This is a genomic window from Phenylobacterium sp., from assembly GCF_024508875.1.
Taxonomy (GTDB): Bacteria; Pseudomonadota; Alphaproteobacteria; order Caulobacterales; family Caulobacteraceae; genus Phenylobacterium.
Genome location: NZ_JANINU010000153.1, coordinates 1 through 21,003, shown reverse-complemented (window position 1 = coordinate 21,003; position 21,003 = coordinate 1). Strand labels below are relative to the sequence as shown.

Here is a 21,003-nt window from a genome sequence, read left to right as displayed (position 1 = left end):
TCAGGCTTCCCCAGGAACGTTTCCACCAGGCCGACGGCGGTCCGGCGAAAGGAAATGCTCCTCCCCCACGGTTTGGCGGGCAGTCTGTTCGATCGCCCACGCCGTCACATTCTGTCGTAATCCCGTGACAGTCCAAGGCCGCTTGTCGACGTCCGGTCGCCGTTCGCCGCAAACCGCCCCGTTCGACACGCGCTCGCCCCCCTTCGACGCATTCTGCATGAAGACTTTCTCCAGGCGGGCATCCTTGGGTCGCGGGGTCCGTGTTCCCGTGCGTCCATGAGGGGAAACGTCGTGCCGGTGCGACCGCCATCGTTGAGGGCCATCGCCGCCTTCGAGGCCGCGGCCCGGCATGAGAGTTTCACCAAGGCGGCCGACGAGCTGAACCTCACCCAAAGCGCGATCAGCCACGCCATCCGGTCGCTGGAAGTCCGGCTGGGCGTCGACCTGTTCGACCGCTTCGGACGGACCGTGGCGCTCACGGAAGCGGGCCGGGCGTTCGTGAGCCGCCTGCGCCTGTCGCTCAACCTGATCTCGGAGGCCTTCGAGACGCCGGCCAAGCCCGGTCGCGCCCGGCTCGTGGTGGCGGCGACAGCGGGCATCGCCGAGCGCGTGCTGGCCACCCGCCTGCCGGCGTTCCTGGCCGGACACCCCGACCGCGAACTGGAGTTGCGCACCGTCACCGGCCCCTCCGAGGTGAACGCCGGCGAGGCCGACGTGGCGATCCTGTACGGCGCGGGCGCCTGCGCGGGGCTGACCCAGCGCCGGTTGGCGGGCGAGGCGCTGTTCCCCGTCGCCGCGCCCGCGGCCGACCTGCCCCGCCGCCCGGAGGACCTCGCGCGCGCGCCCCTGATCCATCAGCCGGAGAACCCCTGGCGGCTGTGGCTGGAACAGGTCGGGCTGAGCGACCTGCCGATCCATGCGGCGCTGACCGCCGACAACCCGCTGGCCGCTCTGGAACTCGCTCGCAACGGCGCCGGCGTCTGCCTGGCCCGCGGCCTGCTGGTGCGCGACGATCTTCGCGCCGGCCGCCTTGTGCGGCTGTTCGAGGCCGAAGCCTCCTTACGCGAGGACTACACCGCCGTGTGGAACCCCGCATCGCCGCGCGCGGACGTGATCCGACCCTTCGTCGACTGGCTGGCCGGCGCGCTCGAACCCTCGCCGGTGCTGCACGCGGCCTGAGGCCCACGGCCCCGAGGCCTTCGCCGGGATCAGGCGGCCTCGGCGCCTGGAGGCTGAGGCAAGGTCTCCCAATAGTCCGCCAGCGAGCGGTATTCGGCCGCGACGCGCTCGAACTGTTCGCGCCCGTGACCGGGCTCGGCCGTTTCCGCGAGGCGCTGCACGCGGTCGGCTTCGGAGCGGTAGTACTCGGTACGACGCACTGGTGGTTCCCGGCGGCCTGAGCTGCCGAAAGGCCGGTGGAGGCCCGCAGGTTCCCGGACATGACAAAAGGGCCCCCGCGCGAGCGGGAGCCCTTGGCGTCTCTCAGGGAGAGGGCGGCGGCCGAAGCCGCCGCGCCCCGCCTTAGAAGTTGGCCGTGAAGCCGATGAACAGCTTGCGGCCCAGCAGGTCGTAGGTGGGGTAGGTGTTGGGCGACCCCGTCTGCGAGATGCGGTTGTTCACCAGCGGCGGATCCTGGTCGAGAATGTTGTTGATGCCGCCGCGGACCGCGAACTTGTCGTTGATGTTCCACACCGCCGAGACGTCGATGTAGCTGCGCTCGGGCAGCTTGTGGTTGAACGCGTTGCGCGCGCCCTGACCGATCGTCGGCTCGTTGGTGTCCAGCTCGTAGGTCGTGCCGCCGATATAGCGCCACGCCACCGACGCCAGGACGTTCCACGGCGTGTTCCAGTTGATCCGCATGGTGTGCCGCCAGCGGGGGTTCAGCGTCTGGCACTGCGGGCCGAAGAGGCCGGCGCAGTCGTAGGAGTCGTCGCCCGGCAGCGGCGTCGTACTGAACTTCAGCAGGTACGAGCCGGTGAGGTTGACCGACACGTCGCCCCAGTCGTCGAGGCCCCAGTCGCTCATCGGCAGGCGATAGGTCGCCTGGACGTCGAGGCCCGAGTTCTTCTGGGCGCCGACGTTGACGTTGGCGCCGTTGATATAGCCGGCGCCCGACACGCTCGATCCGAACAGGATGCCGTTCGGCGCCCGGCGGATCTGCGAGCAGAAGGTCGGGTCGCCCGAGTCGAGGCAGCGCTGCAGGATGACGCCCAGCGGGATGGCCCCGATGACGTCCTTCAGGTCGATGTGGAAGTAGTCGACGCTGGCCGTGAAGCCGCGGATGAAGTTCGGACGGACGGTCGCGCCGATCGAGAACGTCTTGGCGGTTTCGGGGTCGAGCAGCGGATTGCCGCCGTTCAGCACCGAGCACTGGCCCGACGGGCACTGCGGGATCACGCCGTACTGGGCAGCCGTCACGCCGGTGTTGGCGCAGGCCGCGGCCGAGGCCGGACGCACCGCGCCGGCGGCGCAGGGGTCTTCCGCGACCTGGCTGGTGTTGGTCACCGCCTGGGGCGTGTAGAGCTCGAGGATCGAGGCCGCCCGGATCGCCTTGTTGTAAGAGGTCCGGAACTGGATCTCGTCGGTCGGCGCCCACAGCAGGCCCAGCTTGTAGGTCTCGGCCTTCGCGCCCGTGGAGTACTTCGAGTAGCGGTAGCCCAGCTCGGCCGTCAGTTGGTCGGCGAACGGCATGTCCTGGACGATCGGGATGCGGGCTTCGGCGAAGCCTTCGTTCACCCGCAGGCTGTTGTCGATCGGCGTGGAAGCGCCGCCCGAACCCGACAGGTCGCCCGAGAGCTGGGCGGAGTCGGGCTGATACTCGAGGTGGTCGCGGCGGTTGTGGAAGCCGAACGCCACGCCGACGCCATTGGTCGCCCACGGCGACTTGATCCCGTAATCGGTCAGGTCACCCGTGATGGTGGCTTCGAACACCCGCTCGGTGATCGTGCCGCGCGAGGTGCCCGTGATGTCGAGGTAGGCGAGCGCGGCGTCGGTGACCTTGCCGTCCTGGAAGATGTTGTACGGCACGCAGCCCTGGCCGCTGATGCACTGCGGGCCGGTCGGGGTCTGGACCACCAGCAGGGCGTTCTGCAGGCGCGAGATCGACAGGTAGTTCTCGGCCGCCTGGTCGAGGGTCGTCGTGTAGTACGACCCGTAGGCGTCGTACTTCCACGAGCCGACGATCTCGCCGCGCACGCCGCCGACGAAGCGGTAGTTGGTGTGCTCGTAGAACTGGTTACGGCCGCCGCCCTCGACGTTCCGCCGGCCGATCAGCAGGTCGCGAGTGGCGCCAGAGGCGATGTCCGCCGCCGAGCAGTTGAGCACGCCCTGCTGCTGCGCGCTGAGGAACGGGTTGTTGCAGTTGACGAGGAAGCCGCCGTTCGCCGAGGCGCCCGAGCCCTGGAACAGGCCGGTGGGCGCGATCAGCACGTTCGAGCGGTCGTTCATGAAGCCGAAGTCGGCGTAGGCCTCGGCGTGCTTGTTGACCTCGTAGCGGGCCATGAAGCCCGCCGTGTAGCGGGTGCCCTGCTGCATCAGGTAGGCGTAGTCGTTCGAGTTGAAGAACGGTGGCGGCGTGGTGCTGGCCGTGCCGCTCCAGGCGGCGAAGTTGTTGCCGGTGACCGCCACCTGGGTGGGCGCGCCTGGCAGGTTGAAGGCTGCGCCGCTGGCGAGCAGCCACTGGTTCGAGTTGGGCGAGCCCGCGCAGTTCGCCACGCCGGCGGCGGAAGCGACCACCTGGCAGGCCGAGTAGTCGCGCTGGTTCTGACGGACCGGCTTCTGGTCGTGGTAGGTGAAGTAGGCCGTCACATTGCCCCGGCCCTCGTCGAGGTTGGCGCCGGCGATGACGCTGAAGTCCTGGGACTCGCCGTCCCACTTGTCGCCCGGCTTCTTCACGCCGCGCGCGGGCAGCAGGCCCTGGACGAACTCGTTGTGCTGGTTGTGCTGGTAGACGCCGAAGTTCGCGTCGACCTGCAGGCCCTCGAAGTCGCGCTTCATCACGAAGTTCACGACCCCGGCGATGGCGTCCGAGCCATAGGTGGCCGAGGCGCCGCCGGTGAGCACGTCCACGCGCTCGATGAGCTGCGAGGGGATCTGGTTCAGGTCGGGCGAGGGATTGGTGTTGCCCGTGTTGGGGTCGCCGATGCCGAGGCGACGGCCGTCCACCAGCACCAGGGTGCGCTGCTGGCCGAGGCCGCGCAGGTCGACCGTGGCCACGCCGCCGGGGCCCGACAGCGGGTTGGAGGTGGTCGACAGGCCGGTCTGGCTGTTCTGAGTCACCTGCGGAAGCTGGTTGATGATGTCGGCGGTGACCGGACGGCCGCCCAGGGTCACTTCCTCCGACCCGACCATCTGGACGGGGCTGACGCTGTTGACGTTCGGGCTCGGAATCCGGGTGCCCGTGACCACGACTTCGGCGACTTCGTCATCGCCGCCGGCCGTCTGGGCGAACGCGGGGGTGGCAAGGCCGATCAGCGCCACGCCACAGATCATCGACGACGCCAGAAGGCGCTCACGGGTGTTCTTGATGCTCAAGGTCTAAATCCTCCAGCGGCCATTGGCGGCGACGCCGTCCGGGCCGATCCCCACATGAAAAGCCGGCCCCCTGCGCAGCCGGGATACGGCTGCGCGCCTGAGCGCCGCTGGAGAAAAACTATTGTCGCGTAGAGCCCGTCTTTACTGAATTTGTCTTCTGAATTGCATGAAGACAGTTCATGTGAAGGCCTCAGGCGGCAGGGGGGAAGGTCACCGCCAAGCGTCGAAAGTTACACAAAAACAATGCAATCTGGCCCCGGATAGGCGCCGCCGCGACCTTACGACTCCAGTGTCGCGACCAGACCCTGCCGAACTCGTTCCTGGAATAATGTTGCAAAAAGAAAACAGCCGCGACGAACGGTTCAATTGTCACGACGAAACGCCACATGAGGAGACTTCATGTAAAGTATGACGAGAAGTCGTCACGAAACTTCTATCGGCCGGTCTAAAGTCTTTCAGCCGCGACGTGTACCTCGCCGGCGCTGAACGAGACGGAGCCTCCATGACCGCCCTGGCCTTCGAATTCGCCGCCGGCGCCGCGCCGGCCCGCCGCGCCGCCTCACAAGGCGGCGTCCGCGTGCTGTGGATCGACGCCGACGCCGGAGCCATCGAGCCGGGCCTCGACATGCTGCGCCGCCATGGATTCGAGGTCGAGCGCGCCGACACCGCCGCCGAGGCCGAGCCGAAGCTGGAGGCCGAGGGCGCCGACCTGGTGATCCTGGAGACGTCCCTGCCCGACGCCGACGGCCTAGCCCTGTGCCGCAAGCTGTCGGAGGCCGACGCCGCCCCGGTGCTGGTGTTCGCCCGCGCCGCCGACACCCTGGACCGGGTGGCGGGCCTGGAGTTCGGCGCCGACGACGTGCTGCCGAAGACCACCCATCCCCTTGAGCTGCTCGCGAAGGTGCGGGCCCTGCTGCGCCGCGCGGCCCGGCAGGCGCGCCATACCGCCCAGGCGGCGGTCGAGACCTGGCGCTTCGACGCCGAGCTTGGCTACGTCACCTCGCCGGCCGGCCGCACGGTGCGCCTCAGCCCGGCGGACGCGGCCCTGCTGCGCGCGCTCGCCGACCGGCCAGGCCAGGTGCTGCCGCGAGAGACGCTCATCGGCCTGCTGCACGGCGACGGCTCTACCACCGGCGGGCGGTCGATCGACGCCCGGGTCGCCCGGCTGCGCCGCACGCTCTCGGCCTGCGACGGCGCGGGCGACCTGATCAAGACCTTGCGGGGCGGCGGCTACCTATTCCAGGCGCAGGTCACGCCCCGCGCGGCGCTGACGGCGGCCTGAGGCGAACCGCCATGATCATCGCCCTCGCCGCAGGCCTCATCCTCGCCCAGGCCGCAGACAGCGCCGCCCCTCCGGCGAAGTCCGCGGCGCCCGCCAAGGACCCGATCGTCTGCAGGTCCGAAATGCCCATCGGCTCGCGGCTGCCGCAGAAGACCTGCATGCCGAAGAGCGAGCGCGACCGGCTGAAGCGCGAGTCCCGCAAGCGGCTGGAGGACATCCAGACCGCCGGCAGCGGCCCGTTCAAGCCCGTAAACTAGGACCCGCGCACCCCGGCGAGTAGGGCGAAGAGCGCGGCGGCGTCCAGCGGCTTGCGCAGGACCCCGTCCGCCCCAGCGGCGAGGTAGCCGTCGATATCCTCGGCCGAGACATTGGCCGTGACCATCCAGATCGGGACGCGCACGCCCGCGGGCTCGGCGGCGCGGATCGCGCGGACGGCCAGGCCGCCGTCCATGACCGGCATGTTCGCGTCCATCAGCAACAGGTCGAAGCCGCCCGCCCGCCAGGCCGCGACGGCCTGGGCGCCGTCTTCGGCGAAGGTGAGGTCGACCGCCTGGCCCCCTAGGAGCGCGGCGAGCACCCGTCGGTTGGCGTCGTTGTCCTCGGCCGCCAGAACCCGCAGGGTCCGCTCGCCCACCACCGCCGTCTCGCCGCCCTCGGCCGGGAAAGCGTGACGCGGGGCGTTGAAGGCGAACCAGAACACAGCGCCGGCGCCGCCGGGCGCGTCGTCGACACCCACCTCTCCGCCCATCAGCGCCAGGCTCGCGGCGCAGGCGGAGAGGCCGAGGCCGCTGTCGCCCACCAGCCGGCCGCGGGCGGTCTGGTCGAAGGCCTCGAAGCTGGCGCGACGATCCTCCGCCGGCACGGGCGGACCGGTGTCCCGCACCTCGACCAGCACGCCCAGGTCCTCGCCACGGGGGGCGCCCGCCAGGCGGACCGAGACGCGGCCGCCGGCCGACGTGGCCTTCAGCGCGCCCGACACCAGGGTGACCAGGGTCTGCTCCAGCCGCGCGGCGTCGGCGACGACGCCGAATTCCAGGCCCGGGTCGGCGTCCTTGAACGCCAGGTCGACGCCGATCGAGGCGGCGTGGGGACGCCAGACGCCGACCACCGCCTCGACGAGGCCCCGCAGGTCGAGCGGCGCGGGCTTGAGCTGGATGTCCGGACCGGCGCCGGCGAGGTCGAGGATGCCGTCGAGCAGGCGATCGAGCTGCTCGCCGCCCTCGACCACCCCACGCGCCAGGGTGGCCTGCTCGGGGGTCAGCGGCTGGCGGCGCAACGCCTGGCCGAAGCCCAGAACCGCATTGAGCGGGGTGCGGATCTCGTGGCTCGCCACCGCGAGTAGGCGTGCGCGGGCCCGGCCGGCGGCCTTCGCCTCCTCCACCGCCTGGCCGAGCGCCAGGCTCTTGCGCATCAGGGCCTGCATCGCGCGGGTCAGGGCGCGGTCTGTCTCCTGCTGGCGCGAGGTGGCGAGCAGAACGGCGACCACGAAGAGCAGCATGGCCAGCGCGTAGTGATTGCCGGCGAGGGGCCGCCGCAAGTCGGTCACGATCCACAGCAGGGTCAGGGCCGGCGGCACGACGCCCGCCACGTAGCTGAGCCGCGACATGTGCGCCCGCAGCGCCGCGAACAGAAGCACGCAGATGGTGAGCAGCGCGGCCTCGACCTCCATGCGTGGCTGGCCGTACTGGCGGATCTGGAGGGCCAGCCCGCAGGCATTGACCACCAGCGCCAGCATCAGCACGTCGGACATCCGGCGCAGGCGGCGGGCGGCGCCCACGCGGTCGCGTTGGCGCACCGTGACCTCGGTGGCGACAAGCAGGGCCAGGTAGAGGCCGAACTCCAGCACGCCCAGAGCCGTCATGCGCCAGGTCGTGAACGCCGCAAGCAGCATCACGAACGCGCCGACCAGCCCCAGCCGGGTCAGCGCGACCGTGCGCGAATAGCGAATATACCCGTCCGGATGTGCGACATCCGTCGTCGGCTCAAGCATGATCGTCCCGTCCCCGATCGCTGCCGGCATCAAGCATGGGTTGAGGGGAGTCGCAGCCCAGCTCACCCATAGCGCGAAGGTGAGTCGGCAAGCTCTGTCCAGAGGCGAACTTGCTTAGCCGGACGTTCGCCGAACGCAGTACGTCAGCGCGACGGGTCTAGAACCAGGCGCGGAGGCCGGCGACGACGCGAAGGTCGTCCCGCCCCTCGCCCGCGGCGCGGGCGAAGTCGGCCGTTTCGCCGAGGCGGCGCTGGTAGTTGACGCCGACATAGGGCGCGAACTCCCGGCGAATCTCGTAGCGCAGGCGCAGGCCCGCCTCGATGTCGCCGAGCCCGGCGCCGACGCCCAATTCCGGGACATCCTGCAAGGCAAGGTTGGCCTCGACCCGTGGCTGGAGGATCAGGCGCTGGGTCAGGCGCAGGTCGTACGAACCCTCCACGCGGGCGGACAGGTCGCCCTTGTCCGAAAGGAAGAACGCGCCTTCCACGTCGAACCAGTAGGGCGCCAGGCCTTCGAAGCCGACTGTCGCGTAGGTGCGGCGCGGGCGCGGCTGGAAGTCCTGGCGCACGCCGGCCTGCAGGTCGAAGTAGGGGCCGACGGCGTGGGACCAGAGCGCCTGGACCTCGGCCTGTTCGATGCGGTGACCGAACGCGCCCTCGCCCTGCGACTTGACCACCAGCCGGTCGACGTCGCCGCCATAGCGGAACTCACCCTGCCAGGCGAAGCCGTCGGGGCCGTTGTCCGGCCGCACCTCGAGGATGTCGAGCATGGTGCGCGACGTCCGCATGCCGCCATGCTCGAGCCGCAGGACGTCGCGCGCGGCCTCCATGGGGCCGGCGCCATACAGCCGGTCCGCCAGGTGGTCCGACGCCGGCGGAGGGGGTGTCGCTGTTCCGACCGGCAGGTCGGCCCCGGTCTTCGCCTGCGCAGCCATGCCCGGCATCATGTGGCCCGCGTGCGGGTCGGCGGCCGGCGCGAGCGGCATATGGTGACCGGCGTGAGGATCGGTGGACGGGGCGGGTGCGCTCGGCGCCGCGCCATGGCCGGCGTGGGTATCCGCGGCCGCCGGGGCCTGGTGACCGGCATGCGGGTCGGCGGCGGGAGCGGGCATCGTGTGGCCGGCGTGCGGGTCTTGCGCGTGGGCGAGGGCCGGGGTGGCCAGGGCGGCGGCGGCGAGGGCCAGGGCGAGCCTCATGCGGCGGCCCCGTCGCGGACGGTGAACACCTGAAACATGCCGGCGTGCATGTGGTAGAGCATGTGGCAGTGGAAGGCCCAGTCGCCGGCTTCGCCGGTGACGTCGAACGTCACCTTCCCGCCGGGCAGGACGTTGACGGTGTGCTTGCGCGGCATGTGGCCGACAGGCCCGTGCACGAGCTCGAAGAAGTGGCCGTGCAGGTGGATCGGGTGGGTCATCATGGTGTCGTTCACCAGCGTGATCCGCACCCGCTCGCCGGCGCGCAGCGCATAGGGCGCCGGGCGCTCGCTGTATTTCTTGCCGTCGAACCCCCAGACGAACCGCTCCATGTTACCGGTCAGCCGGATCTCCATGGCCCGCGACGGCGGCCGCGTGTCGGGGTTGGGCTCCAGGGCGATTAGGTCCTTGTAGACCAGCACCCTGTGGCCGACGCTTTCCAGGCCCTGGCCGGGCTCGCCGGTGCGGTCGACCGGCATGGGGGCGATCATCTGCACCCCAGGCCCCGGCTTCACCTGCGGCGCCTTGCTGAAGTCCAGCATCTCCATCTTGTGGCCCATGACGTCCGAGCCGCGGACGCGGGGCGGCGCCATGCCCGGCGGGGCGGGCGGCGGCATCGCGTGGCCCATGGCCGCGTGGTCCATGCCGGCCATGGCGCCGTGGTCCATCGACGACATGTCCATGCCCATGTCGCGCATGGTGGTCAGCGGCCGCTCGCGCAGCGGCGGTATGGCCGCGGTCATACCGGGCCTGGGCGCGAGGGTGGCGCGGCCCATGCCGGACCGATCCACCGCTTCGGCGACGAGGGTGTAGGCCTGATCGGCCGGCCGGACGACCACGTCGTAGGTCTCGGCGTTGCCGATCTGGAACTCGTCGACCTCGACCGGCCGCACGAGCTGGCCGTCCGCCGCCACCACGGTGAGTTTCAGGCCGGGGATGCGGACGTTGAAGATCGTCTGGGCCGCCGAATTGACGAAGCGCAGCCGCACCCGCTCGCCCGGCGAGAAGATACCGGTCCAGTTGTCGCCTTCGCCGTGGCCGTTGACCAGGAAGCGATAGGCGGCGCCGGTGATGTCGGAGATGTCGGTGGGATCCATCCGCATGGCGGCCCACTCGCGCCGCTCGGCCAGGGTCTGGTCCTTGCCGGCCAGCAACCCCGCCACCGTCTGCTTCTGGAAGTTGAAGGTCCCGGACTGGCCCTTCAGGCGCTGGAACAGCACGTGGGGGTGGGTGAAGCTGTAGTCCGACAGCACCACGACGTGTTCACGGTCGAAGGCCACCGGGTCCTCGCCGGACGGATCGATGACGATGGGCGCATAGTGGCCCATCGGCTCCTGCAGGCCCGAATGGCTGTGGTACCAGTAGGTCCCGCTCTGGATCACCGGGAACTCGTAGACGAAGGTCTCGCCCGGCTTGATCCCCGGGAAGCTGACACCCGGCACGCCATCCATCTGGAACGGCACGAGCAGACCGTGCCAGTGGATCGAGGTGTCCTCCGGCAGGTTGTTGGTCACATGCAGGCGCACGTTCTGGCCCTGCTTCAGGCGGATGAGCGGCCCCGGGACCGTGCCATTGATCGCCACCGCGTGGCCGGCCTTGCCGTCGATCTTCACCATCGCGTGGCCGATGGTCAGGTGGATGTCCTCGCCGGACAGCGTCGGCAGGGTCGAGAGCCCGCGCGTGGCGCTCTGCGCCCAACCGGGGAGCAGGGCCGCCGCGCCAAGCGCCGCCCCGCCGCGCAGCAACCGGCGTCGGTCAGGTCGAATCGGGAGGTTCATCCGGCGAGACATCGGCGGAACATGAGGTTTCCCATGGGGTGAAGGTCAACACCCTGCGCGGTGGGTCCGCCAATGCCGAGCCTGCATGGCGACGGCCGGCGACGATTTCCGGGCGCGGCCCTTGACCCTCCCATCATGGGAAGCCCCATCTGGAGTGGGCTAAGACGCCAGGAGGCCCGTTCCAATGCCCGACACCGTACTCGCGCCTATCGATATCCCCATCCGCGGGATGACCTGCGCCGGCTGTGTCGGGCGGGTCGAGCGGGCGATCGCCGGCACGCCGGGAGTCGCCCGGGCCTCCGTCAACCTCGCCGCCCAGCGTGCGCACGTGGAGTTCGGCGCTGACGGCGACCCGGCCGCAGTAGTCGAGGCGATCCGGGCGGCCGGCTACGACGCCGACCTCGAGACCGACGCCCAGGCCGAGGCCGCCCATCACCATGTCGAGGCCGGCAGGCTCGGCCAGGCGGTGGTGGCCGCGGCCCTGGCGACGGCGCCGCTGTTCGTCGTGGAGATGGCCCGCCATATCCTTCCCGGGGCGCACCACTGGCTGGCCGCCTACCTGCCGGAACAGCCCTGGCGGATCGTCAGCTTCCTGCTGGCCGGCTTCGTGCTGTTCGGCCCCGGCCTGCGGTTCTACCGCAGCGGCGTGCCGAACCTCATACGGCTGACACCCGAGATGAACGCGCTGGTGGTCCTGGGAGCCACCGCCGCCTACGCCTACTCGGCCGTGGCCACCTTCGCCCCGGGCCTGCTCCCCGCCGGCGCCGACGAAGTCTACTACGAGGCCGCCGCGGTGATCGTGACGCTGATCCTGGTCGGCCGCTGGCTGGAAGCCAAGGCGCGCGGCCGCACCGGCGCGGCGATCCACCGGCTGATGGCGCTGCAGGCGCGGACGGCGCGCATCGTTAGGAACGGCTCGGCGACCGAGGTCCCCGTCGAGGAGGTGAGGCCGGGCGACATCGTGGACGTGCGCCCTGGCGAGCGGGTCGCCGTGGATGGCGAGGTGGTCGAGGGCGCGTCGTTCGTCGACGAATCCATGATCACCGGCGAACCGATCCCGGCGGAGAAGCGGGTGGGCTCCGCCGTGGTGGGCGGAACGGTGAACACATCCGGCGCCTTCCAATTCCGGGCCACCAAGGTGGGCGCGGCGACCGTGCTGGCGCAGATCGTGCGCATGGTCGAGGCGGCGCAGGGCTCCAAGCTGCCCGTCCAGGCGCTGGTCGACCGCGTGACCGGCTGGTTCGTGCCGGCCGTGATCGCCCTGGCGGCGGCGACCTTCGCGGCCTGGCTGGTGTTCGCCCCACCGCCGGCCCTCGCCTTCGCCCTGGTGCACGCGGTCGCGGTGCTGATCGTCGCCTGCCCCTGCGCCATGGGCTTGGCGACGCCCACCTCGATCATGGTCGGCATGGGCCGGGCCGCCGAGCTGGGCGTGCTGTTCCGGCGCGGCGACGCTCTCCAGGCGCTGGAGGGGGTGAAAGTGGTCGCGTTCGACAAGACCGGGACTCTGACCGAGGGCCACCCTGCCCTGACCGACCTGCAGACCGCCACCGGCTTCGACGAGGCGCAGGTGCTCGCGCTGGCGGCCGCCGTCGAGCGGCGGTCCGAACACCCGATCGCGCGCGCCGTCGTGGCGGCGGCGCAGGCGCGGGGCCTTACGATCGGCGAGGCCAAGGACTTCGCGGCCGACTTCGGGTCGGGCGCCGCCGCGATCGTGGACGGCCGCGACGTGCAGGTGGGCACCGAGCGCCTGATGGCGCGGCTGGGCGTGGACACCGCCCCGCTGGCCGAGATCGCGGCCCGGCTCGGCGACGACGGCAAGACACCGCTCTACGTCGCGGTCGACGGCCGGCTGGCGGCGGTCCTCGCGGTCGCCGACCCGGTGAAGGCCACGACGGCCGCCGCCCTGGCGGCGCTGCGGGCGCGCGGGCTGGAGCTGGTGATGCTGACCGGGGACAGCCGGCGCACCGGCGAGGCGGTGGGCCGCGCACTTGGCATCGACCAGGTGGTGGCCGAGGTGCTGCCCGGCGGCAAGGTCGACGCGTTGAAGGCCCTGCAACAGCAGCACGGGAGGGTGGCCTTCGTCGGCGACGGGGTGAACGACGCGCCCGCCCTCGCCCAGGCCGACGTGGGCGTGGCCATCGGCGCGGGGACCGACATCGCCATCGAGGCGGCTGACGTGGTGCTGATGGGCGGCGACCTGCGGGGCGTGCCCACCGCCATCGGCCTCAGTGGCGCGGTGCTGGCGAATATCCGCGAGAACCTGGCCTGGGCCTTCGGCTACAATGCGCTGCTGATCCCGGTGGCGGCCGGCGCGCTGTACCCGGCGTTCGGCCTGTCGCTGTCGCCGATGATCGCCGCCGGGGCCATGGCGCTGTCCAGCGTCAGCGTGCTCGCCAACGCCCTGCGCCTGCGGGGCTTCCGCGCCGTCCAAGGAGACCGCAGATGAACATCGGGCAGGCAGCCAAGGCCTCGGGCGTCTCGGCCAAGATGATCCGCTACTACGACGAGATCGGGCTGGTGCGCCCGGCGAGCCGGACCGAGTCGAACTACCGCGAATACGACGACCGGTCGCTGAACGAGCTGCGCTTCATCCGGCGGGCCCGGAGCCTGGGCTTCTCCATGCCGGAGATCACCCAGTTGCTCTCGCTGTGGCGCGACCGCCAGCGCCCGAGCCGCGACGTGAAGGCCATCGCCGAGCGGCACATCGCCGACCTCGACGCCCGCATCGCCGAGATGCAGGCGATGGCCGACACCCTGCGCCACCTGTCGCACTGCTGCGCGGGCGACGACCGGCCCGAGTGTCCGATCCTGGAAGACCTGACCCGGAGCTAGGCGGTCCGCTACGGCTCATTTGGCGTCTGGCGCAGCGAACACGCGCGCTTCGCGTTGGACCGGATCGCCGACAGGCCTGCAGCCCGGGGATTCCCATGAGCTACGTTCGCTTCGCTGCGATGATCGCCACGTCGACGCTCGTGATGTTCGGCCTGATGTACCTCAACACCTACGCCCTGGAGCATGTGCGCTTCAGTGAAACGCGGGCCTACATGGCGCTATTGATGGGCGCGGCCATGACGGTCGTGATGCTCGCCTTCATGTTCGGGATGTACGCGAACAAGCGTCTGAACATCGCCATTCTCGCGGCCGCGGCCGTGGTGTTCTGCGGCTCTCTGTGGCTGGTCCGCAGCCAGCAGACGGTCGGGGACGTCGCCTACATGAAGGCGATGATCCCACACCACTCCATCGCCATCATGACGAGCGAGCGTGCACATATCAAAGACCCCGAGGTGCGTCGTCTCGCCGACGGCATTATCGACGCCCAGGTCCGGGAGATCGTCGAGATGGAGCGGAACATCGAGCGGCTTCAGGCACATCCGCCGGCGCCCGGCGCGCCCGACCTTCCATCCTACCGCGCGCGCGGCGATGAGCCCCCGGCGCCGCAGACCGACGCAAGCGCCGGCGTCGATACGACGAAGATTCCGCGCTGAACCGCGCGCTCATGCCTTCGTCAGCCGCGTCATCAGCACCTCGCGGCGCAGGGTGAAGCCGAGCGTCTCGTAGAGGCCGATCGCACCCTTGTTGCTGGCGTAGGCGTGCAGGAACGGGATCTCGCCGCGCGCGAGGATGCGGCCCGCCACGACGTGCGATAAGGCGCCCGCGTAGCCGTGGCCGCGGTGCTCGGGGTGGGTGCAGACGCCGCTGACCTCGGTATGACCGTCCGGCTTCATCCGCTCGCCGGCCATCGCAACGAGGCGGCCGCCGCGCCGGACGCCGAAGAAATCGCCCAACCGGTGGGTCCGCGCGAAGAACGGGCCGGGCTGGGTGAGTGTCGCCAGCGCCAGCATCTCAGGCCCATCGGCGTCGGCGAGTTGGACGATCTCGAAGTCGGGTTCAGGCGCGGGCGCGAGGCGCTCGGCCGTCATCTGCACGCCGAGGTCCTGGGACACGACGGCCACGCCCGGCGCGTCGGTAGGCGGATCGGCCAGCAGGAAGGCCACGTCGCCGTGGCGGGCGACCAGGGCGGCGAGGCCGGACAGGCTGGCTTCGGACCTGTCGTCCACGGCCGCGAAGACGCCGTAGGCTGGGTCGTAACGCCGCGCGCCGCCCTCGACGAGGGCGAGATGAGCTTGGCGGCCGCTCAGGCCGGAGCCGGCGGGGTCGTCGAGAGGATGAAGCGCTGACATGGCTGGGCCATACCGCGACGAGGGACAGGTGTCCCCCGTCGCGACGGCGGAGTTCGGACATTGTACCGGATCGCTCGCAGGAGCGCCGGTCGTCGTCTCAGTCCGCGGGCGGGGCCAACGGCGCGCAGAACCAGCAGTCTTCGCCGATGGGGCTCCCCGGCGGCGTGCGCGGGGTCGGCGCGACGTCGGAGGCCAGCAGCTTCAGGGCCTCGCGATCACCCTGGCCGACCAGGTCGGCGAGGCGGCGGTTGAAGGCGATGGCCTCGGGCGTTCCCTTCGTCGTGTCGAGCGACGCGGCGAAGGCCTTCAGGCCCTGCTCGACGAGGCCGGCGGCGGTGGGCGACAGGGTCTTGTCGCCCAGCACGTCCACGAGGTCGCCGACGAGGCGGGCCTGCTGGCGGCGGCGGATCTCGGCGAACCGGGGCGGATCGTCGGCCCGGGCCTGGACCGCGCCGAACAGCCAAGCCAGCAGTTCGTCGAGGCTCACCTGGTCCGGATCGCGGCGGTGCTGTTCCAGCACGCGGTTCAGGCGCGGCGCCTCGACAAGCTGGCGAAGGGTTATGTCGGAGGCGACGACCGCGGCGCCCATCGGATCGAACACCGGCCCGCCCAACGTCTCGAAGACCTCGATCTCGAACTGTCGGTCGGGCGTGCCGGCCTGGCCCTGAGACAGCAGGCCGGTGAGTTCGTCCGACACGTCCAGCCGCTGCGGCGACAGAGTTTCGCCCAGCGACTTCAGGGCGCGGCGCTGATCGGCTGCGGGGATCGCCCGGGCCTGTTCCTGGCCGCCGCCGGCGACGGGATAGCCGTAGTCTACGCCGCCCACCTGCTTGACGACCGCGTCCACCTGGTAGCGGTGGAACAGGTAGATCGGCACGAACACCCGGCGCAGGTCGGCCACCGGCGCGCCCTTCGGGATGTTGTTCAGCCCGAACCTTTTCAGGGCGATCTCGCGCACCTCCAGCACATGGGCCAGCTCGGCGACCGGGTCGGCGCCGTTGTCCCACTGGGTGCTGGCGGGATGCTCGTCGTCCGCGATAAAGCGCATGCCCTGGGCCGCGACCTCGCGGGCGATGCCGTCCAGGTACTTCGCCTCGTCGGCGCCCGGCGGAACCTGGCTGTAGAGCCAGCGCACCGAGAACTTGTCCCAGGCGCCGGCGCCGCGGACGTAGGCGTCGCTGAAGTCGAGCTTGCCGTTCTTCACGTGGATGAGCGGCGCGGGATAGTCGAGCGTCGAGGCGCGTCCGAAGGTGCTGCCCGCGAAGTTGTGCGAGAAGCCGAGCGCGTGGCCGGTCTCGTGCATCCCGAGCTGGCGGATGCGGGAAAGCGCGATCTGGACCGGATCGTCCGGCCCGCCCTTACCGGTCTTGTCGGCGCCCAGCAGTCCCTCGAAGATCAGCCGGTCCTGGCGCACCCGCAGCGAGCCGAGCTGGACCACGCCGCGGACGATCTCGCCGGTGCGGGGATCGACGATGGTCTGGCCGGTGGACCAACCGCGCGTCTGGCGGTGGATCCAGTTGATGACGTTGTAGCGCGCGTCCATCGGGTCGGCGCCCTCGGGCAGCACCTCGACCTTGAAGGCGTCGATGTAGCCGGCGGCCTCGAAGGCCTGGTTCCACCAGCTCGCCCCCTCGACGAGCGCCCCGCGGATCGGCTCCGGCGCGGCGCGGTCGACGTAGAAGACGATGGGCTTCTTCACCCGCGAGCGGGCGGCGGAGGGATCGGTCTTCTCCAGGCGAAAACGGCGGGCCAGGCGCGAGACGATCGGCTGATCCAGGCTGGCCGAATAGTCGCTGACCAGCACCTGCACCGAGGTGCCGGTCCGCGGGTCGTAGCGGCGCGGCTGGAAGCCGGGGCCCGGCAGCTTCACGAACGAGTGGTGGACCGTCAGCGTGATGGATCGCGGGTCCGGCGCGACGGCGCGCACCTCGGCCCCGGGCTCGTCGCTGGTGAAGGTCTGGACCGCCTCGACCTCGAGGTTCTCGGGAAAGACGCCCACATGCGAAGCGTCGGCGTAGCTGAGCGGCGCCGACGCGCGGAAGCTTCCCTGCCGCCGGGCCTTCAGCCGAGCGGCGACGTCCAGCGTGTCCTGGGTAAGGAAGCTGGTGATGTCGATGAGCGCCGAGCCGTCCGGCCCCTCGGCGATCACGTCGCCCGACCAGATGTTGGAGACGGCGAAGGAGTCCTTCACGGCCGCCATCTCGTCGGGATTGCCGTTCGCGGCGCGGAACGTCGGGTTCTCGGCCTGCAGGATCACCTTGCGACCGGCGCGGCGGAAGGCGACGACGAGCGCGCGCCCGCTCTCGGCCCGGTCGAGGCCGATGGGGGTCGAGCCGAGGCCCGTGGTCAGGCTGGCCTGGTAGATGAAGCGGCCCGAGACGCCCTCGGCGTCGGGCGGCGGCAGGCGGAGCTGGATGCGATTGGCCTTGCGGTCGACGAAGGCGCGGAGCAGGCCGTCGCGCGCCTCCGACGACGCCGTCGCCTTGGCCCATTCGGGCGTGGGAGGCGCCTCCGCCGCCAGCGCCGGCCCGGCAAGCGCCGTCACCAGGGCAGCCAGCGCCGCCCCCCGTCCCCACGATCCCCAGCCCATACGCAACTCCCCCTCGAATGAAACGGATCAGGCGGCCGCGACGAGGCGCAGCCGGGGGCGCCAGAGCACCGCCAGGCTGACCACGGCGCAGGCCGCGACATAGAAGCTGGGTGCGATCGGCGATCCGGTCTCGCGGACCAGGAACGTCGACACGAGCGGCGCGAAGCCGCCGAAGATCATCACCGCGCCGTTGTAGCCGACCGACAGCGCCGTATAGCGGACGCCGGTCGGGAAAAGCGCGCACAGCACCGCGGGCGCCGTGCCGTTGTAGAGGCCGTAGAGACCGCCGGCGACCACGCTCACCAGGGCCAGCGTCGCGAACGACGGCGAAGCGCTCAGCAGCAGGAACAGCGGCACGCTCAGGACGGCGAAGCTCGCGGCCGAGACGACCAGGGGTGTGCGCCTCCATCGGTCGGCGGCCAGGCCGGACAGCGGGACCACAGCGATGTTCGCCAGCGAGGCGCAGATCGTCGCCGAGAGCGCGGCGGTGGGCGCCATGCCCAGCGACTGGACCGCGAAGGTGGGCAGGAAGCTGATGAAGACGTAGTTGGCGACGGTCCAGATCATGGTCAGGCCGAAGCAGGTCAGCACCGCGCCGCGGTGCTCGGTGAAGGCGGCCCGTAGCGGGGCGGGCGGGGCCTGACGTTCCTCGGCGCTCCGGCTGTATTCGGGCGACTCGGCCACGCGCGAGCGCAGGTAGTAGCCGATCGGCGCCAGGACGAAGCCGACGAGGAACGGCAGCCGCCAGCCCCACGCGTCGAGGTCGGGCGGCGGGAGGATCGCGTTCAGCAGTAGCGCCGAGCCGATGGCGAGGATCTGGGCGAGGCCCGTGCTGAGCTGCTGCAGGCTGCCGTAGAAGCCCTTTCGCCCCGGCGGGGCGTGCTCGACGAGGAAGGTTGCGGCGCCGCCCCACTCGCCCCCCGTGGAGAAGCCCTGCACGAGGCGGAAGACGACCAACAGCGCCGGCGCCCAGAGCCCCACCGCGGCGTAACTGGGCACGAGGCCGGTAAGGCCGGTGGCGGCCGCCATCAGGGTGATCGTGAGCGCCAGCGCCGCCTTGCGGCCGTGGCGGTCGCCGTAGCTGCCGATGACCATCGCTCCGACGGGACGCATGAGGAAGCCGACGCCATAGGTCGCGAAGCTGGCGAGGATTGAGGTCACCGGGTCGGCGGCCGGGAAGATCGCCTTTCCGATTTGCACGGCGAAATAGGCGTAGACCCCGAAGTCGTAGAGTTCGAACAGGTTGCCCAGCAGGCACGCGACGATCGCCCGCCGCCGCACCGCGGGATGGAGGACCCGTCCGCTTCGTTCGGCCGCCATCCTCCAACCCCGGAACCCGCACCGACGCCGCGACACATGGCGCAAAACCGCCGCGGCGACAACCGATTGAACTTGCTGGAAAAACACAACCTCTTCTTCTGACGGCGACAAGCCTGCCTGATGATCCGTAGCCCCCGCGCCGGCTCGATCGCCCAACGATTGGGCGCCCTGCGCACGCGCCGGACAGGTCGGCGGCCCCCGAATGCTGGTGCGGGACGCAAGACCGCTGGGCGTGGCGGGTTTTCGCCGCCCGTCCGTTCGAGGAATTGCGGCGCACATTCAAGACCGTAGCGGCTCACTGCGGACCGTCGGCGACGCGGGCGCCCGATCTGACCTGAGGGATGGTGCGTTCTAGCTGTTGAACGACGTTCTAGTTGCTGAACGCCGATCCCTATGACTAGGCTGTGACATGTTCCCGGGGGCGTCGACATGACTCTTGAGCAGCTCCGGATCTTCGTCTGCGTGGCGGAGCGACTGAACATGACCCGCGCCGCCGAGGCCCTGCACATCACGCAGTCGGGCGTCAGCGCTTCGATCAGCGCCCTGGAGGCCGCCTACGGCACACCGCTGTTCGACCGGGTCGGGCGGCGGATCGAGCTGTCGGCGGCGGGCCATGTGTTCCTCGCCGAGGCCGAGAAGGTGCTGGACCAAGTGAAGGCCGCCCAGCAGACCCTGTCCGACCTCAGCAACCTGCGCCGTGGCGCGATCTCGATCTGCGCCAGCCAGACGCTGGGCAACTACTGGCTGCCGCCGCTGATCGCCGACTTCCACCAGCGCTTCCCGCACCTGGCCATCGAACTGCACCTGTCGAACAGCGCCGGGGCCGCCCGCATGGTGCTGGACGGCGCGGCCGAGCTGGGCCTGGTGGAAGGCGAGGTGCGCGACCCGGCCCTCAACGGGTTCGAAGTGGGCAGCGACCGGCTGTGCGTGGTGGTGCCGCCCGACCATCCCTGGGCCGCCGGGCGACCGGGCTGCGAAGCCCTGCTGCGCGCCGGCTGGGTGCTGCGCGAGGACGGCTCGGGCGCGCGGGCCGACTTCCTGCGTGGCCTCGGCGTTAGCCCAGATGCTGTGGGCGTGCGGCTGACGCTGCCGTCCAACGAGGCGGTGCGCTCGGCGGTCGTCGCCGGCGCCGGGCCCGGCGTGCTGTCGGAGCTGGCGGTGCGGGACGCCCTGGCCGCCGGGACGCTGGTGCGCGTGCCGATCGAACTCCCGCGCCGGAGCTTCCGGCTGATCCGCCATGGCGAGCGCAAGCTGAGCCGCGCCGCGGAGATGTTCCTGAAGAGCCTGCCACAGCGGCGCCCCGAGACTGCGGGGCTGCGACTCGTGGCGAACGCCTGACGACGACGGCTCCGGCGAACCACGGAAACAAGGCGCGGCGGGCGCCTGCGACCGCTCCTCTTCCCAGCCCGCGCTGGGAAGAGGAGCGGTCCGGGCCCTCCTAGTACTGCTTCACGCCCACGGCCGCGGCGTCGGGACGGCGAGTGTCTGCGGCGCCGTACATGACGCCGTCGGGTCCGATCATGATCGACTGGGTGCTGCCCAGGATCTGCGAGCGCTCGACCTTGTGGCCCTTGGCCTTCAGGCCCGCCACCAGGTCCTCGGGGATGGACTCCTCAAGCTGCAGCGGGCCGTCGACACCGGCCTGGTAGATGCGCGGGCGCTGGGCCGCCTCGGCCACGTTGAGGTTGAAGTCCATCAGGTTGACCAGCATCTGCACCATGGTGGCCAGGATGGTGCCGCCGCCGGGCGTGCCGGTGGCGACCCAGGGCTTGCCGTCCTTGAAGATGATGATCGGCGAGATCGTCGATTGGGCGCGCTTGCCCGGTTCGATCTTGTTGCCGAGGCTGGTGGGCTTGGGGTTCCAGTCGAAGTTGCCCAGCGAGTTGTTCAGCAGGAAGCCGGTCCCCGGAGCCACCACGTGCGCTCCGAACGAGGCGGTAAGCGTGTAGGTGTTCGACACCACGTTCCCGTACTTGTCGGCGATCGAAAAGTGGGTGGTGTCGGGGCTTTCGTAGGGGTGCGGGTCGAGGCCGGGCAGGCTCTTGCTGTCGAGGGACGTGTCCATGGAGATCAGCTTGGCCCGCTCCTTGGCGAACTCCTCGCTGGCGATGCCCTTCGCCGGCGTCTTCCACTGCGG

16 protein-coding genes are annotated in these 21,003 nt (G+C 70.7%); 7 read left to right on the top strand and 9 right to left on the bottom strand.

The window, feature by feature from the left end:
• Nucleotides 1-291 precede the first annotated feature (291 nt).
• On the top strand, nucleotides 292-1,179 hold the full coding sequence (locus Q0L11_RS12530) for a LysR substrate-binding domain-containing protein (RefSeq protein ID WP_296597646.1): 888 nt from the start codon (nucleotides 292-294) through the stop codon (nucleotides 1,177-1,179).
• A 29-nt stretch (nucleotides 1,180-1,208) separates the two neighbouring features.
• Here the strand turns inward: Q0L11_RS12530 and Q0L11_RS12525 are convergent, their stop codons facing one another.
• Together Q0L11_RS12525 and Q0L11_RS12520 are read right to left on the bottom strand one after the other, a co-directional pair.
• Nucleotides 1,209-1,379, bottom strand: coding sequence for a hypothetical protein (locus tag Q0L11_RS12525; RefSeq protein ID WP_296597645.1), 171 nt, complete (start codon nucleotides 1,377-1,379; stop codon nucleotides 1,209-1,211).
• A 142-nt stretch (nucleotides 1,380-1,521) separates the two neighbouring features.
• Nucleotides 1,522-4,533 (bottom strand): TonB-dependent receptor, encoded by a 3,012-nt coding sequence (locus tag Q0L11_RS12520; protein ID WP_296597644.1) that lies wholly within the window; start codon nucleotides 4,531-4,533, stop codon nucleotides 1,522-1,524.
• Between the two features lie 502 nt (nucleotides 4,534-5,035).
• Here Q0L11_RS12520 and Q0L11_RS12515 point away from each other — a divergent pair.
• Both Q0L11_RS12515 and Q0L11_RS12510 read left to right on the top strand, forming a co-directional pair.
• Complete coding sequence (locus Q0L11_RS12515; RefSeq protein ID WP_296597643.1) at nucleotides 5,036-5,815, top strand: response regulator transcription factor; 780 nt, start codon at nucleotides 5,036-5,038, stop codon at nucleotides 5,813-5,815.
• An 11-nt stretch (nucleotides 5,816-5,826) separates the two neighbouring features.
• Nucleotides 5,827-6,072: a hypothetical protein gene (locus tag Q0L11_RS12510; RefSeq protein ID WP_296597642.1), complete on the top strand. Its 246-nt coding sequence runs from the start codon at nucleotides 5,827-5,829 to the stop codon at nucleotides 6,070-6,072.
• Here the strand turns inward: Q0L11_RS12510 and Q0L11_RS12505 are convergent.
• The 3 genes from Q0L11_RS12505 to Q0L11_RS12495 all read right to left on the bottom strand — a co-directional run bounded on the left by Q0L11_RS12505 (nucleotide 6,069) and on the right by Q0L11_RS12495 (nucleotide 10,775).
• Nucleotides 6,069-7,805: a response regulator gene (locus Q0L11_RS12505; protein ID WP_296597641.1), complete on the bottom strand. Its 1,737-nt coding sequence runs from the start codon at nucleotides 7,803-7,805 to the stop codon at nucleotides 6,069-6,071. The genes Q0L11_RS12510 and Q0L11_RS12505 overlap by 4 nt on opposite strands.
• A gap of 157 nt (nucleotides 7,806-7,962) precedes the next feature.
• The gene (locus tag Q0L11_RS12500) at nucleotides 7,963-9,000 is read right to left on the bottom strand and encodes a copper resistance protein B (RefSeq protein WP_296597639.1); all 1,038 of its coding nucleotides are present in this window, start codon (nucleotides 8,998-9,000) and stop codon (nucleotides 7,963-7,965) included.
• Nucleotides 8,997-10,775, bottom strand: a complete 1,779-nt coding sequence (locus Q0L11_RS12495) for a copper resistance system multicopper oxidase (RefSeq protein ID WP_296597638.1) — start codon at nucleotides 10,773-10,775, stop codon at nucleotides 8,997-8,999. The genes Q0L11_RS12500 and Q0L11_RS12495 overlap by 4 nt, the downstream gene beginning before the upstream one ends.
• Nucleotides 10,776-10,959: 184 nt before the next feature.
• Between Q0L11_RS12495 and Q0L11_RS12490 the strand changes: the two genes are divergently transcribed.
• The 3 genes from Q0L11_RS12490 (at nucleotide 10,960) to Q0L11_RS12480 (ending at nucleotide 14,260) form a co-directional block, all read left to right on the top strand.
• Entirely contained in the window at nucleotides 10,960-13,221 is a 2,262-nt protein-coding gene (locus Q0L11_RS12490; RefSeq protein ID WP_296597637.1) for a heavy metal translocating P-type ATPase, read from the top strand.
• Entirely contained in the window at nucleotides 13,218-13,607 is a 390-nt protein-coding gene (cueR, locus tag Q0L11_RS12485; protein ID WP_296597636.1) for a Cu(I)-responsive transcriptional regulator, read from the top strand. The genes Q0L11_RS12490 and cueR overlap by 4 nt, the downstream gene beginning before the upstream one ends.
• Before the next feature lie 95 nt (nucleotides 13,608-13,702).
• The gene (locus Q0L11_RS12480; protein ID WP_296597635.1) at nucleotides 13,703-14,260 is read left to right on the top strand and encodes a DUF305 domain-containing protein; all 558 of its coding nucleotides are present in this window, start codon (nucleotides 13,703-13,705) and stop codon (nucleotides 14,258-14,260) included.
• 9 nt (nucleotides 14,261-14,269) lie between these two features.
• Here the strand turns inward: Q0L11_RS12480 and Q0L11_RS12475 are convergent, their stop codons facing one another.
• From Q0L11_RS12475 to Q0L11_RS12465, 3 genes are all read right to left on the bottom strand, one after another.
• Entirely contained in the window at nucleotides 14,270-14,956 is a 687-nt protein-coding gene (locus Q0L11_RS12475) for a GNAT family N-acetyltransferase (RefSeq protein WP_296597633.1), read from the bottom strand.
• 97 nt (nucleotides 14,957-15,053) lie between these two features.
• Complete coding sequence (locus Q0L11_RS12470) at nucleotides 15,054-17,546, bottom strand: zinc-dependent metalloprotease (protein ID WP_296597632.1); 2,493 nt, start codon at nucleotides 17,544-17,546, stop codon at nucleotides 15,054-15,056.
• A 27-nt stretch (nucleotides 17,547-17,573) separates the two neighbouring features.
• Entirely contained in the window at nucleotides 17,574-18,866 is a 1,293-nt protein-coding gene (locus Q0L11_RS12465) for an MFS transporter (RefSeq protein WP_296597630.1), read from the bottom strand.
• Nucleotides 18,867-19,295: 429 nt separating this feature from the next.
• On the opposite strand from Q0L11_RS12465, the gene Q0L11_RS12460 reads away from it, so the two are divergent.
• Nucleotides 19,296-20,204, top strand: coding sequence for a LysR family transcriptional regulator (locus Q0L11_RS12460; RefSeq protein WP_296597629.1), 909 nt, complete (start codon nucleotides 19,296-19,298; stop codon nucleotides 20,202-20,204).
• A gap of 100 nt (nucleotides 20,205-20,304) precedes the next feature.
• Here the strand turns inward: Q0L11_RS12460 and Q0L11_RS12455 are convergent.
• A partial coding sequence (locus tag Q0L11_RS12455; protein WP_296597628.1) for a gamma-glutamyltransferase occupies nucleotides 20,305-21,003 on the bottom strand: 699 nt, incomplete at its 5' end.

What these genes read in the sequence shown, in the direction of transcription:
- Q0L11_RS12515 (WP_296597643.1), top strand. Translation starts at nt 5,036, where the DNA reads ATGACCGCCCTGGCCTTCGAATTCGCCGCCGGCGCCGCGCCGGCCCGC.
- Q0L11_RS12510 (WP_296597642.1), top strand. Translation starts at nt 5,827, where the DNA reads ATGATCATCGCCCTCGCCGCAGGCCTCATCCTCGCCCAGGCCGCAGAC.
- Q0L11_RS12505 (WP_296597641.1), bottom strand. Translation starts at nt 7,805, where the DNA reads ATGCTTGAGCCGACGACGGATGTCGCACATCCGGACGGGTATATTCGC.
- Q0L11_RS12500 (WP_296597639.1), bottom strand. Translation starts at nt 9,000, where the DNA reads ATGAGGCTCGCCCTGGCCCTCGCCGCCGCCGCCCTGGCCACCCCGGCC.
- Q0L11_RS12495 (WP_296597638.1), bottom strand. Translation starts at nt 10,775, where the DNA reads ATGAACCTCCCGATTCGACCTGACCGACGCCGGTTGCTGCGCGGCGGG.
- Q0L11_RS12490 (WP_296597637.1), top strand. Translation starts at nt 10,960, where the DNA reads ATGCCCGACACCGTACTCGCGCCTATCGATATCCCCATCCGCGGGATG.
- cueR (WP_296597636.1), top strand. Translation starts at nt 13,218, where the DNA reads ATGAACATCGGGCAGGCAGCCAAGGCCTCGGGCGTCTCGGCCAAGATG.
- Q0L11_RS12480 (WP_296597635.1), top strand. Translation starts at nt 13,703, where the DNA reads ATGAGCTACGTTCGCTTCGCTGCGATGATCGCCACGTCGACGCTCGTG.
- Q0L11_RS12475 (WP_296597633.1), bottom strand. Translation starts at nt 14,956, where the DNA reads ATGTCAGCGCTTCATCCTCTCGACGACCCCGCCGGCTCCGGCCTGAGC.
- Q0L11_RS12470 (WP_296597632.1), bottom strand. Translation starts at nt 17,546, where the DNA reads ATGGGCTGGGGATCGTGGGGACGGGGGGCGGCGCTGGCTGCCCTGGTG.
- Q0L11_RS12465 (WP_296597630.1), bottom strand. Translation starts at nt 18,866, where the DNA reads ATGGCGGCCGAACGAAGCGGACGGGTCCTCCATCCCGCGGTGCGGCGG.
- Q0L11_RS12460 (WP_296597629.1), top strand. Translation starts at nt 19,296, where the DNA reads ATGACTCTTGAGCAGCTCCGGATCTTCGTCTGCGTGGCGGAGCGACTG.